This is a genomic window from Anaerocolumna cellulosilytica (genome assembly GCF_014218335.1).
Taxonomy (GTDB): Bacteria; Bacillota; Clostridia; order Lachnospirales; family Lachnospiraceae; genus Anaerocolumna; species Anaerocolumna cellulosilytica.
The window spans coordinates 1,152,468-1,166,369 of record NZ_AP023367.1 but is presented as its reverse complement, the minus strand read 5'-3'; the positions used below and the strand labels follow the sequence as shown (position 1 = coordinate 1,166,369).

Sequence of the window (13,902 nt, the reverse complement as noted above, 5' to 3'; positions counted from 1 at the left end):
GTACGAAACTGTTTTACAGCTTCAGGGTTAAAACAATAACAGCTTACTCTCAGCCTGATTTATCAGGCTCCCCTAGTTCATGGAAAGTTTAGCATACCCATTTCTTTCTGTCAAGTGGACTGACAGTAAATAATAATAATTATTATTTACCGGCCTAGATAGTTTACTGTTCTCATTTTTTCTTAATACTGGTATAATAAAGAAAAGAATTTCTATATTTGGTGCATTTAAACGCAACACCTGTTATGGTTGAAAGTAAATATACTATGAAAGGATGCCACCTTACTCTTCTTTCAACCTTTTTATATTGTGGCTATAACACTTATTTAATGTGTTTATACAAGGTAATACGATGGATAAAAAGACGTTATATTTAGAATGCTATTCCGGCATCAGCGGTGATATGACCGTGGCTGCCCTATTAGATCTTGGTGCTGATAGGGAACTATTATTAACAGGTTTAAAGAGCCTGCAAGTTGACGGTTATAGAATTGAAATCAGCCGAAAAACCATAAGCAGTATTGATGCCTGTGATTTTCATGTTATTTTAGATACGGACAACCATGACCATGATATGGATTATCTCTTTGGACATGAAAAAACTTTGGAAGAAAAACATGTACAGAAGGCTGTTCCCTTGCGTAAAAAAGTACTTGCTGCAAGCAGTATAAAAGCAGCAAAACTTAAATCTGGACCTATTCACAAGGAAGACCATCGTCATGAACATGTCCAATCAGATGATAGTAAACATTCCCATACCCATGGGCATACTCACGGTCTGGAACATTCACACCATGGACACAGCCACCCTCACCTTCACTATGGAAGACACGAACACAGAAATCTTATGAATATCCACACCATTATCGAGAACTCTTCCATCTCTGTCAAAGCGAAAGAAATCGCAAAAAGAATCTTTACCGTCATTGCGGAAGCAGAGGCAAAGGCCCACGGTAAATCTTTAGATGAAATTCATTTTCATGAGGTAGGAGCCGTAGATTCGATTATAGATATTACGGCAGTAGCCATCTGCCTGGACAACTTAAATGTCGGTGAAGTTATTGTATCAGAACTTTATGAAGGAACCGGTCATATTACCTGTCAACATGGTGTCCTCCCCATTCCGGTACCTGCGGTTGTTAACATTGCCGCCAAGCATCATCTTAAGCTGCATATTACCAATGTAAAAGGGGAGCTTGTCACTCCTACCGGTGCTGCCATAGTAGCTGCTATTAAAACCAGTGATACGCTGCCAAAAGACTTTTCTATAGAGAAGGTAGGTCTTGGTGCCGGAAAAAGAAAATACGAGCAAGCCAGCTTTCTGCGTGCCATGCTGCTTGATACCGGAGACAAGGGCAACAGCCTTACAGAATGCCCGGATTCCATCCCCTTAAATTATCCTTCGGTTCCTACTGATAAAGTATGGGTTCTGGAAGCTAATATAGATGATTGCACAGGAGAAGCACTATCGGTTGCTATGGATACCTTATTTAAGAACGGAGCAAGGGATGTTTATTATACCCCCATCTACATGAAGAAAAACAGACCTGCCTACCTTTTAGGCGTCATCTGCACGGAAGATAGGGTGGAAGCTATGGAAGAACTAATCTTTCATCACACTACAACAATCGGTATAAGAAAACATGAAGCATACCGAACTACCTTGCTGCGGGAGATTAAAACCATAACAACCCCATACGGTGAAGCGTCTATTAAAATATGCTGCTATAAAGATAGAACATATTACTATCCGGAAGGTGACAGTGTAAAAAAATTATGCAAAACCACTAATCTGGATTACAACACCCTTTATAGCCTTATTCAGTCCCAAGCAGCAAAGGATTTCAAAGAAGAATGCACTCAATAGAGTAAATTTTCCCTATAGTCCCTGCTATTTCTGCATTTAAAGATTTTTTATGCTATGAAGTAAAAATTCCTGAATTCCTTAGCTTAAATTCGTTTAGTAATTACGAAACTCTGTGTCTAGTGGCATGAAATAGAGTGATAGTTTCGCAATTGTCCAATAAACTCATTTGCGTAAGGAAATTCAGGAATTATATGTTGTCTTTATTTCATTCAGCCCTAACCGCTAACCGGTTTATCTGCGTAGCCATATAACCAGCTCCAAAGCCATTGTCTATATTGACAACAGCAAGTCCCTCTGCACAAGAATTTAGCATGGTCAGTAAGGCTGATACCCCTCCAAAGCTGGCACCATAGCCTACTGAAGTAGGCACCGCAATTACTGGTTTATCTACCAGACCAGCAAGTACACTTCCAAGAGCTCCTTCCATTCCGGCAACTGCAATTACGCAATTCGCTGAATGGATTTCATCAAGCTTTGAAAGAAGCCTGTGAATTCCCGCAACTCCCACATCATATATACGTAATACTTTGCTGCCAAAGAATTCAGCTGTCTGTGCAGCTTCTTCAGCGACGGGAATATCTGCCGTACCACCGGTGCAGACTGCAATACAGCCTGTCTTGTTTATCTCTTTCTTTTGTATGGATAATATGTGAGATAATGCATCATATTCTACAACCGGTAATGCCTTTTTCACTTCTTCATACTGCTCTTTTGTAGCTCTGGTTCCGAGTACATTGGTGTCATGCTCATAAAAACGCTGATAAATATGGATAAGGTGCTCGATTGCCTTACCCTGGCAAAAAACCACCTCACCAAAACCAGATCTTAGACTCCTATGGTGATCCAACTTAGCAAAACCCATGTCTTCATAAGGCAGTTTTTTTAGCTGCATTTCTGCATCTTCAATGCTAATCTGATTATTTTTCACATCTTGAAGTAATTTATATAAATCCATTGTCTTTCTTTTCTCCTCTGCAACCCTTTAGTAAGTAATTTCATCCTATTGTATTATCATATTAACGGAAATCCATTCTTTTTGCAAGAAGCCACTGTTCAATAATCTGGCACTGTTAATTTTATCATTACTGGAACTTTTAATCATACCAAAAATATAATAAAGTTACAACATACTTAATTGTTGAGACAATTGGCAATTGCGAAAGGAGTTGTACTTAATGACAAATAAAACGAGTAAATTAGTACTTGCAGCTCTCATGGCTGCCATGACTTGCATCGCTACCATACTTGTTCAAGTTCCCTCTCCTACAGGAGGTTTCATACATCTGGGGGATGGACTTGTTTTATTATCCGGTATTTTACTGGGACCAGTTTATGGTACTGCCGCTGCAGGTATCGGTTCCATGTTTGCTGATATATTTTTGGGATACATGGGGTTCGCGCCAGCTACTCTGCTTATTAAAGCCTTGGCTGCTGTTACGGGTTATTTTATTTTTCATCTTCTAACCAGATTATTTAAAATGCATATAGTGTCTCTTATCCTTTCAGGAATCGGTGGTGGAATTATTATAACTTGCGGATATTTTTTCTTTGAAGCTTTTATTCTTGGTCTTGGAATTGGTGCAGGGGCACAGGGTTTATTGTTTAATCTCGTTCAAAACCTGTTTGGTATTATAGTTTCCGCCCTGTTGTTTCCTTTATTAACTAAAGTTCCAGGTATTCGTGAAATGATATACGCAAACTCCCAGGCTGCATAATCTGAACGTAAGAAGTGCGTCTTAGTTATGAATCTTTTTATGTAGTAGAAAAAACTCCTATTATATAAAAAGGCGTTGTAATATCTTGACCTTTATAAAAAGTATAATACAAGATATTACAACACCATTCATTTCTTTTAACCACTACTTTAAAAAAACCTGTAAATTATTAACATGTTTAGACTCTTCCTCCAACAAGTATACAAATACCTCTTCAAGAGAGCTGTCTATATTATCTTTTCGAAGTAATTCTAAAATTCTGTTAAGCAGCGTAATCTGTCGATTTTCACTATCAATAGCATGGGCAATTAATTGTTTTGCAGTCAGTATTCCGTAACTGTTCGCTGATTGTTTTAATGTAATTAAGAAATACTCAACCTGCGATAAAATATCATCTGATATCAAGTGTTTTGCGCCCACATCTTTATTTATTAACTCTTGACAGACTTCTCCATGCCTTTTTTCTTCCAGCGAAAGAATAGCTGCCGTATTTTTTAAAGCATAGTCCTTTTGTGCTTCCTGACTCAGAGCTAAATTCCTATAAAAACTTTCAAAAAAATTTTCTAAGTCTAAAATTCTTACTAATAACGTCTTAATGGTATGGTTCATTCATTTATGCCTCATTTAAATTTATATAGTTTTTTCGTCTTTTAAGGCATAGGTAGGTACCAGTCTTTTAATCCGGATTCTGATGTCCTCTGCTTCTTCTTTAGCTGCCTTATCCAATTCTTCTACTTCTTTTAGTATAAGTTCTTCTTCCATTTCTATAGGTTTCCCAATATGTATTAATTTATTAGCTGTTTCCTGAAGTCCTTCTTCTTTCATAAGCAATTCTTCATATAACTTTTCTCCAGGACGTAAACCTGTATATTCAATAGAAATATCCCTGCCCGGTTCATAACCTGACAGTCGTATTAGATTCTCTGCTAATTCTGCAATTCTTACCGGTTCGCCCATATCTAACACAAAGATTTCACCACCTTTAGCATAGGCACCTGCCTGCAAAACAAGAGCAACTGCTTCCGGGATGGTCATAAAATACCTTATGATGTCCGGATGAGTTACCGTTACCGGACCACCTCTTAATATCTGCTCTTTAAATAGAGGAATCACACTTCCATTACTGCCTAATACATTTCCAAAGCGAACTGCTACAAATTCCGTATCAGATTTTTTATGAAATGCCTGAATAATCATTTCACAAATACGCTTAGAGGCTCCCATAACATTCGTCGGATTCACTGCTTTATCGGAGGAGATGAGGATAAATTTCTTAACTCCATGTTTATGTGCTGCCAAAGCCATCTTATAGGTACCGCCAACGTTGTTTTTTATGGCTTCATTCGGACTTTCCTCCATTAAGGGTACATGCTTATGTGCAGCAGCATGATAAATAATCTCCGGTTTATAACAATTAAGTATCCAATTCATCCTGTTGGAATTTCGTACTGAGGCTATCAATACGATTAAATCCAGCTCCGGATATTCATTTCTTAGTTCCTGTTGTATAAAATACGCATTATTTTCATAAATGTCAACTATAATTAACTGTTTTGGCTCTAGCTTAGCAAGCTGTCTGCACAACTCACTGCCAATAGAACCACCGCCGCCTGTGACTAATATAACCTTGCCGCTTACATAATTCATAATTTCAGGCAAATCTGTCTTAACCGGCTCCCTGCCTAAAAGGTCTTCTATTTCAACATCCCTTAATTCTGTTACACTTACCTCTTCATTAATAAGCTGATACATACCCGGCAGAATCTTTAATGCACAGCCTGTCCCTTTACAAATATCAAGTATTTCTCGAATTATCCTTTTACTTGCAGTGGGCATGGTTATGATAATATCTGTAATCTCATATTTTTCAGCTGCTTCAACAATTTTATGTCTGTCCCCAACCACTTTAATTCCCTGTATATAGCTTCCCTGTTTATCTTTATCATCGTCAATGGCACATACTACCATACCTTTTACATAAGTACTTACTGTAATCTCCCTTATAATTGAATTTCCTGCTTCTCCTGCTCCGATAATCATAATCCTGCTCTGATAGGTACCAAAGTTTCTGCGTGAAAGTCTTCTTATGTATCGGTAAAAAAAACGACTTAAGCTAATCAGAGCTACCAGAAAAAGGACACTTAAAGGATAATAACTTCTTGGTACATGGATTCTAAGTATAAAATGCATTACTATTAACTGTATGCCGCCACTTACTACGCAGGCAAAAATTATGTTAGATAATTCATCAATACCCGCATATTTCCATAGACTGTTGTATAGTCGAAAGAGGGCAAAGACAACAATTGCAGTAATGGTATTATATACAGCATAGGATAATACTGCCTCAGCATAATTGGTTGGTATCTGACCCAAACGAAAATCAAATCGTATGAGCAGTGCTGAAAAGGATGCCATATTAATTAATAGCACATCCAGAATAATTAAAAATAATCTTCTAATAAATAACTTTTTATCTTTTATAAATTGTCTCACATTAGTTCCTCATTAACCGCTCTGACGGCTCTCAAATCAAAGTTATGTAATTGTTTTGTTTTCACCCTTATCATATTATCACAATTTTTATCCAGTTACAATAATTAACGAAGGTTAGTTCGATGTATTCTGGTAATATATTTCACTTGAATTATTGTATATATATGAAAAATGCTTACTTTAATTAGTTTATTATTCCATTTTTTCTCAAAATATATTGACATTACTGTATTACTCCATTATAATAGCTAACAAATAAAACCAATCAATCATAATATTTTACAATTTAAGCAAGTGCGCTTTTTATAAAGGCGCACTTTTTTGTATATAAAGGAGGTGTTTTTGTGATTCGACTTGAAGGCTTAAACAAGCATTATGGTAATCTGCATGTGCTAAAGGATGTCACCCTTACGGTAAAGGAGGGAGAGAAACTGGTTATAATCGGCCCCAGTGGCAGTGGAAAAAGCACCTTGATACGGTGTATGAATTTTTTAGAGGAGCCATCCTCAGGAACTGTTTTTATTGATAATGAGCAGCTTACTAAAAAAAACAAAACACAGTTGGTGAAAAACACTACCGCTATGGTCTTTCAGCAATTTAATCTCTATCCTCATATGACAGTATTAAAAAATCTAACGCTGGCACCGATTAAGCTACATAAAATACCACCGGATAAAGCAAAGGAAATTGCAATGGAGTATTTAACAAGAGTTGGACTTGCTGATAAGGCAGAAGTATATCCTTCTATGCTCTCAGGCGGCCAGCAGCAAAGGGTTGCTATTGCAAGAGCTTTGACCACAAGACAAAAGATTATTTTATTTGATGAACCTACCAGTGCCCTAGATCCGGAAATGGTGCAGGAAGTACTAGATGTCATGATTCGTCTGACCAGTGACAATATAACTATGGTCTGTGTAACCCATGAAATGGGATTTGCAAGACAAGTGGCAGACAGGGTTGTTTTTATGGATGAAGGTCAGATTATTGAAACCGGTACACCGGAACATTTTTTTACAAATCCAGAACAGGAAAGAACCAAAGCTTTTTTAAGCAAAATATTAAGATAAGTCCTATCGTTTCGCTATTCCCTAAATAATTATAATCAAAGAAAGGATTGTATCGCAGGCAGGCCTGCGAGCAAAGGGTGTAAATTATGAAACATATATCTAAAAAATTATTGTCACTCCTTCTGATAACACTTTTGCTTTTTTCCTTAAACGGCTGTGAGAAGAAGGATACTATTGCAACTATAAAATCGGCTGAGGTCTTAAAAGTAGGCTGTAAACAAGATGTTCTTAACTTTGGCTATCTCAATCCTGACACCAACCAATATGAAGGTCTCGAAATTAATATTGCCTATGAAATCGCTGCTAAAATCTTTAACTGCTCCTTAGAAGAAGCGAAAAATAAGGTGGCGTTTACCGCTGTTAATGCTACGACCAGAGGCCCCTTACTTGATAACGGCGATATAGATGTGGTTTTAGCCACCTTTACCATTACGGAGGAACGTAAGGAAAGCTGGAATTTTTCAACCTCATACTATACAGATTCCGTAGGTTTTCTTGTGCTTAAGAATTCCGGAATCAACTCTGCTAGTGATCTGGAAGGTAAGATTATTGGTGTCTCCAATGCCGCCACTACAAAGGATGCCGTAACGGAATATCTGACAGATAAGAATGTATCGGTATCTTTTAAAGAGTTTGATACCTATCCCAGTGTTAAAGTGGCTTTATCCTCCGGAAATGTTGATGTTTTTTCTGTTGACAGAGGCATTCTTTCCAGCTATGCCGATGATACTACTTTACTATTAGAAGATCGCTTTAAAGAACAAGATTACGGTGCTGCTACAAAACTTGAGAACAAAGAACTGGCAGAACTGGTAGACGGTGTTATAAAAGATATGATTGCTGATGGTCGGCTTAATACCTATAAAGAACAATACAACCTACAATAGCAAAGCGAAAGGGTGAAAACTATGTCTAAACTGTTTGATGCAAGACGTTGGCTGCGCTTAATCGGTGATTTTGACCAGTTCCTTTTAGGTATGAAGACAACTCTTCTAGTTGCCTTATTTGGCTTACTTATTGCCTTGGGGTTGGGATTAATTTTAGGTATATTGTCCTGTGTCAAGCTTTATGGCTTCCGTATAATTACCAGAATTTTTGTTGAATTTTTTCAGAATACTCCCTTAGTTGTTCAAGTATTCTTCTATTCCTTTGGTCTCCCTTTTCTAGGTATCAGACTCCCAGGCTTCATGGTTGGTGTTGTGGGCGTCGGTCTATATCATGCTGCCTACATATCTGAGGTCATTAGAAGCGGTATTGAAGCCGTTGAAAAGGGTCAGGTTGAGGCGGCCACGTCTCAGGGATTTCCTTATATACAGACCATGAGATATATTATATTACCGCAATCTCTTAAAGTCATATTACCGCCTCTTACCAATCAGGCTATGAATTTAGTAAAGAATACTTCTGTACTGGCAATGATTGCAGGTATGGATATTATGTATTACGCAAAATCCTGGGCGGGCAATAATGGTTTTTTCTATCAGGGTTATCTAACCGCTGGATTGCTGTATTTTCTGCTCTGTTTTCCTCTTGCCAGGCTCACGGCACGGCTAGAAAATAAGGCCAGACAGCTTCCTGCCGTTACACCACTTCGCATAATGGAGGTGGATTCATGAGTGATATTTTATCCAGAAACAATTTACTATTTATGCTGGATGGTTTAAAGCTTACTGTGTTTTTATCCATTGCAACCATTCTACTAAGTATGTGCTTTGGTACACTTTTTGCAATTATCCGTACTTATGCCAAAGGTAACTTATTGCCCTTGGCTAAAATAACCGGTGCCTATATTGAATTTTTTCGTTGTACACCCAATATTCTCTGGATTTTTTTCTTCCGCTTCATTATACCCGGCAATGTTATTGCAAAAGAAATATTTGCTTTTACACTTTTTACCTCAGCTATTATGGCTGAAATTATAAGAGGAGGGCTAAACGGCATCCCAAAGGGGCAATTTGAGGCGGCGGCTTCCCAGGGCTTTTCATTTCCCCGTACGATGTTATATCTAATACTTCCTCAAACTTATAAGCAGATTATTCCTTCTGTTCTATCACAAATGATTACCGTTATCAAAGACACTGCTTATTTGAAGGCGGTAGATATAGCCGAATTATCCAGAAATACGGACATTGTAATGGGAAAAGCAGTAACAGCCACAGAAATTATGTCCTTATTCGCTCTGTTGGCTGCTATCTATTTTGTTATCTGTTTTATTCTCTCTGTTTCTGTACGTACCTATCAAAAAAAGGTCATGGCAACAGGGTAATTCTTCTTAACAGGTATCTCCACCCCGTTTAAAATAATCACCAAAATATGGTGTTCTAAAATATTTTACTTTTTTACTTGCCATATATTGTAAATAGTAAATTCTCATGCTATAATAGCTGACAATAATACTCAGATTTTAACAGTTATTCTCGTTCCTACATACTACCGCACATTCGTATCTGTGTATTATTTAAAAACTGCATATCATTTCCTACCAAACGGCCTGCTGCATTTGCAGCAGTCCCCTTTTTTAGTATTAAGCATGCTGTCTCCCACAGAAAGGGGGAGTTGTAAGAGTAATCACGAAGGGATTATCCTAATTGGAGACAATATCATACCTCTCACAGAGGTGTTATTCAATGGTTATATCTAGAAAAGCGGAAATAGGAATGATACTATAATGAATAAAGAAAGAGGGATGTAAATGAAAAGAAAAATAACTGCTGCCTTTACGGCAATTATGCTGATAATTACCACCATTGCAGCAAATCTAGTTACTTTCGCTGCTGTACCAGATAACAGCAGTACTAAGAAGTCTTTTTCCAAAGTTGAAGACACAAGTGGTATCAAAAAATATACGGTTGATGGAGCAATTCTTTCCGATATCCATTTACCGGACGAGCAGGTAACCATCATTGTTGAGTTAAATGATGAACCTTTACTAGATCATTATAACAGTAAAAGAATGTCCTCTTTTGCTGCTGATACCATCAGTTTTGATGAGTATGCCCTTACTCCGGAGGCTGAGGTAATATCAGATGATTTACTCAAACAACAGACTGAGGTTGCCAGTGATATTACAGCATTAAAGACAACTTCAGCAAAAGCAGAAATTGTATATCATTATACAAGTGTTATGAACGGCTTTGCCATAAAAACCAATTATGGCTCTTTAGCTTCTATACGCAAATTAGCCTCAGTAAAAACTGCTTATGTGGCAGGCTATTATGAAAAAGTAGAACCCGTAATGAAGACCAGTACCAGCACAGTAGGTGCTGTCCCTACTTGGGATTTAGATTACAAGGGTCAAGGCACTGTTGTAGCCATTCTAGATACGGGATTAGATACCGGACATACCGGTTTTCAAGTGGATCCGGCAGAACCTAAATTTGGCGTACAGGATATTCAGGATAAAATAGACAGTACCACCAGTCCGCTAAAATCTGGCATAAGCAACGCGAATGACACCTATGTAAACGCAAAGATACCATATGCATACGATTATGCGGATACTGATAACGAAGTAACTCCAACTGTAGAGGGTGTTACTGTTAACAGTAACGACCACGGAACTCATGTAGCCGGTACTATTGCGGCTCCGGCTGGAGATGAGGACGGGATAACAGGTGTTGCTCCCGAGGCCCAGTTAATGATTATGAAGGTATTTAGTGATATTCCAGGTAATACAGGAGCCTATACAGAAGATATTGTTGCTGCTTTGGATGATGCAGTTACTCTGGGTGCCGATGTTATTAACATGAGTCTTGGCTCAAGCTCCGGCTTCTCCTCAGAAGGCAGTGAATCTGAATCTAACGTATATGCAAGAATTGCCGATGCAGGTATAACTTTAGCGGTATCGGCGGGTAATAGTTACAGCAGTACCTATAATAATGGACTTAAAGGAGCTGCTTTTAGCAGTAATCCTGATACTGCTGTTGTTGGCTCACCGTCTACCTATGCAGCGTCCACTTCTGTTGCCAGTGTTATCAACACCTATTTCCATGCGGCTGCCTTTAAGGTAGAGAATAAAGACTATTTTTACAATGAAACTGCTGCCGCAACTCAGCCTTACTTTAGCCACCTTTCTACTGTATCCGGCGGGGCAATTACTTATGTGCCTGTACCGGGCGCTGGTAATCCTTCTGATTATGAAGGACTTGATGTAAAAGGTAAAATCGCTTTGGTACAAAGAGGAAGCATCAACTTTAATGACAAATTATTAAATGCACATGCAAATGGAGCTATTGGCATTATTGTTTATAATAACCAAGCCGGCACTATTAACATGTCTCTCTCTGATTATCTGATTCCGGCTGTTTCCATCACCCAGAAAGATGGACTTACCTTATTAAAGGCAGCAGATAAAATTCTTCATATATCAGAAAATATGGGTTCCTATCCGGATGACAAAGCAAATCAGGCCTCTGGCTTTTCCTCCTGGGGTGTTACACCGGATTTAAAATTAAAACCTGAGATTGCAGCACCAGGCGAAAATATTTATTCAACTGTTCCTTTTAGCCAATATGCAAGCATGAGCGGTACCTCCATGGCCGCACCTCACATTGCAGGTACCTTTGCGTTGGTAAAACAATACTTAAATACAACTGATAAGTTTGGTTCTTTAACCAATTCAGAAAAAGCGGAACTTTCCAATAATTTATTAATGAGTACTGCCCTTCCCACAAAAGACGGAAACAACACCTATTATTCTCCCCGTAAACAGGGCAGTGGTATTGTAAATGTTTATAATGCTATTAAGACAGATGCGTATCTTTATGTTGAGGATTCCAATGAAGCAAACAGTCGTCCAAAATTACATTTAGGAGATGATGCATCAAAAACAGGTGTGTATACAAAGTCCTTCCATATCAGAAGTGTGACAGATGCTGCTATTTCTTATGATCCAGTTGTCACTACCTTAACGGAAACTGATACTTATGGTCTTCTGTTAGAAAGTGCTTATGATATCAGCAATCTTACAAGTGCTACCATAAAAGTGGATGGTTTAGAAATCAATGAAGCTGATTCTATTACAGTGGCACCTTATTCCGATGTGGAAGTTACCTTAACCATAAATCTGTCAGATACCGCCAAAGAGTACCTAAATACTACTTTTGAAAACGGAGAGTTTATAGACGGCTTTGTACACTTAGATTCTCTGGAAACCAATTATGACTTAAGCATTCCTTTTCTCGGTTTTTACGGCGACTGGACACAGGCACCACTCTTAGATACCGGTTCTGCCAATGATTTAGAAGCTTATCAACAGACAATACATGCCTTATATACCAATGGAGGTAATAATTATCTAGGGGTTAATCCTTTCGATGAAAATGCCTATGCTTTAATTGGTGAATACAACCCTTATCTCTACAAAAACTATTATGATACGTATAATCCTGCTGCCGGATTGGAAAAAATAGCAATTTCCCCAAATGGTGATGGTGAATTTGATCGTTTTGATGCTGCTCAAATAAGCTTATTACGTAATGCAAAAGAATTTAACTGGAGTATTACGGACAGCAGCGGCAAAATTCTCCTGTCAGATGATTCAGCCTACACAAGAAAGAGTATTTATAATTCTACCAGCCAGGCTGTCAGACCAATCATTATTAGCAACTCTTCCTGGGAAGGCACGGATGGCAGCAACAAACCTCTTTCTAACAATTCTGTTGTTACCTTTACAGTAAGCGGAATCTTAGACTATGATGCACCTACACAGAACAATTTAAACAGTACCATATCTTTCCCTATTACAATTGATACAGAGGCTCCTGTGTTAACAAATGTGGTTACCAAAAACAATACCATCAAAATTACAGTGAAGGATAATCAGTACATAGCAGCCGTTTTCTTATTTGATAAGAGCAACCCTGCAACACCTGTCGGCAGTATTCTGCTTGATGAAGCTGAGAAAGGCACCGCTTCAACAATTGATATTGATCCTGCGGATTTAGGATTAGCCGGAAAAACTGCAAAAGATTTATCCATAACTGTATACGATTATGCCATGAACAGTGGTACATATGATTTAATAAAAGAAACTACTCCTACACCTACTGTAACACCAAGACCAACTACAGACCCTACGGATCCAGGAGAGCCATGGTATCCTCCAACTACTCCTACCCCAACACCTTCACCTAGTGCTACACCTACACCAAGTGCCACTCCTACCCCTAGTGCTACGCCTACTGCCACCCCTACTCCTACCAAAGCACCTATTGATAAGGTAAAGGTTAGTCCTACTAAGGAAACTCTATATGTAGGAAAAACCAGCAGTATTAAGGTGAGTCTTCCAAAATTAAACACAAAAGATACGGTAAAGATAACTTACAGCTCCAATAAAAAGTCTGTAGCCACTGTATCTTCCACAGGAAAAGTTACCGCAAAAAAAGTTGGCACCGCTACCATAACAACAAAAGTTACGATTAACAAAAAGTCAAAAACCTTTACTACTAAAGTAACGGTTAAGAAGCCTTCTATTACCTTTACAAAGAAAACCGCTTCCTTAAAGGTTGGGAAAACCTATACCTTTACTGCCAAAGCTAACGGTGTGACAGACGCTATTACATACAGTGTTTCTAACACAAAGTTAGCTACGATTGATAAGAAAACCGGTAAATTAAAAGCAAAAAAAGCCGGTACTGTTTATGTAATAGCAAAAGCCGGAAAGCTTACTCAAAAATATAAGGTTATTATAAAGTAATGCTTCTTGGCTTTTTAGTAATACTCATGTATACAGTTTCTGATAGAGATTGTTACTGAC

Annotated in this window: 10 protein-coding genes; 7 read left to right on the top strand and 3 right to left on the bottom strand. The window is 38.1% G+C overall.

The features are described 5' to 3' along the window. The first annotated feature begins 352 nt into the window (after positions 1-352). A complete protein-coding gene (gene larC, locus acsn021_RS05035) occupies positions 353-1,867 on the top strand; it encodes a nickel pincer cofactor biosynthesis protein LarC (RefSeq protein ID WP_184090600.1) in 1,515 nt (504 codons plus the stop codon). Positions 1,868-2,072: 205 nt separating this feature from the next. Here larC and larB read toward each other — a convergent pair whose 3' ends face one another. Next, the gene (gene larB / locus acsn021_RS05030) at positions 2,073-2,822 is read right to left on the bottom strand and encodes a nickel pincer cofactor biosynthesis protein LarB (RefSeq protein WP_184090597.1); all 750 of its coding nucleotides are present in this window, start codon (positions 2,820-2,822) and stop codon (positions 2,073-2,075) included. Positions 2,823-3,042: 220 nt separating this feature from the next. On the opposite strand from larB, the gene acsn021_RS05025 reads away from it, so the two are divergent. Further along, entirely contained in the window at positions 3,043-3,582 is a 540-nt protein-coding gene (locus acsn021_RS05025) for an ECF transporter S component (RefSeq protein WP_184090594.1), read from the top strand. 144 nt (positions 3,583-3,726) lie between these two features. Here the strand turns inward: acsn021_RS05025 and acsn021_RS05020 are convergent, their stop codons facing one another. Together acsn021_RS05020 and acsn021_RS05015 are read right to left on the bottom strand one after the other, a co-directional pair. Beyond that, positions 3,727-4,191 (bottom strand): ferritin family protein, encoded by a 465-nt coding sequence (locus tag acsn021_RS05020; protein ID WP_184090592.1) that lies wholly within the window; start codon positions 4,189-4,191, stop codon positions 3,727-3,729. Between the two features lie 21 nt (positions 4,192-4,212). Then, entirely contained in the window at positions 4,213-6,078 is a 1,866-nt protein-coding gene (locus acsn021_RS05015) for a polysaccharide biosynthesis protein (RefSeq protein WP_184090589.1), read from the bottom strand. A 344-nt stretch (positions 6,079-6,422) separates the two neighbouring features. Here acsn021_RS05015 and acsn021_RS05010 point away from each other — a divergent pair, with 344 nt between their 5' ends. The 5 genes from acsn021_RS05010 to acsn021_RS22985 all read left to right on the top strand — a co-directional run bounded on the left by acsn021_RS05010 (position 6,423) and on the right by acsn021_RS22985 (position 13,842). Next, positions 6,423-7,145: an amino acid ABC transporter ATP-binding protein gene (locus tag acsn021_RS05010; RefSeq protein ID WP_184090586.1), complete on the top strand. Its 723-nt coding sequence runs from the start codon at positions 6,423-6,425 to the stop codon at positions 7,143-7,145. 86 nt (positions 7,146-7,231) lie between these two features. After that, positions 7,232-8,032, top strand: coding sequence for a transporter substrate-binding domain-containing protein (locus acsn021_RS05005; RefSeq protein ID WP_184090583.1), 801 nt, complete (start codon positions 7,232-7,234; stop codon positions 8,030-8,032). A gap of 21 nt (positions 8,033-8,053) precedes the next feature. After that, positions 8,054-8,761, top strand: coding sequence for an amino acid ABC transporter permease (locus acsn021_RS05000; RefSeq protein ID WP_184090580.1), 708 nt, complete (start codon positions 8,054-8,056; stop codon positions 8,759-8,761). Beyond that, positions 8,758-9,411, top strand: a complete 654-nt coding sequence (locus tag acsn021_RS04995) for an amino acid ABC transporter permease (RefSeq protein ID WP_184090577.1) — start codon at positions 8,758-8,760, stop codon at positions 9,409-9,411. The genes acsn021_RS05000 and acsn021_RS04995 overlap by 4 nt, the downstream gene beginning before the upstream one ends. Before the next feature lie 426 nt (positions 9,412-9,837). After that, the gene (locus acsn021_RS22985; RefSeq protein WP_184090574.1) at positions 9,838-13,842 is read left to right on the top strand and encodes a S8 family serine peptidase; all 4,005 of its coding nucleotides are present in this window, start codon (positions 9,838-9,840) and stop codon (positions 13,840-13,842) included. Positions 13,843-13,902: the final 60 nt, after the last annotated feature.

Excerpts from the sequence above, each read along its gene's own strand:
- acsn021_RS22985 (WP_184090574.1), top strand. The coding sequence starts at position 9,838 with ATGAAAAGAAAAATAACTGCTGCCTTTACGGCAATTATGCTGATAATT.
- acsn021_RS05000 (WP_184090580.1), top strand. The coding sequence starts at position 8,054 with ATGTCTAAACTGTTTGATGCAAGACGTTGGCTGCGCTTAATCGGTGAT.
- acsn021_RS05005 (WP_184090583.1), top strand. The coding sequence starts at position 7,232 with ATGAAACATATATCTAAAAAATTATTGTCACTCCTTCTGATAACACTT.
- larB (WP_184090597.1), bottom strand. The coding sequence starts at position 2,822 with ATGGATTTATATAAATTACTTCAAGATGTGAAAAATAATCAGATTAGC.
- larC (WP_184090600.1), top strand. The coding sequence starts at position 353 with ATGGATAAAAAGACGTTATATTTAGAATGCTATTCCGGCATCAGCGGT.
- acsn021_RS04995 (WP_184090577.1), top strand. The coding sequence starts at position 8,758 with ATGAGTGATATTTTATCCAGAAACAATTTACTATTTATGCTGGATGGT.
- acsn021_RS05025 (WP_184090594.1), top strand. The coding sequence starts at position 3,043 with ATGACAAATAAAACGAGTAAATTAGTACTTGCAGCTCTCATGGCTGCC.
- acsn021_RS05020 (WP_184090592.1), bottom strand. The coding sequence starts at position 4,191 with ATGAACCATACCATTAAGACGTTATTAGTAAGAATTTTAGACTTAGAA.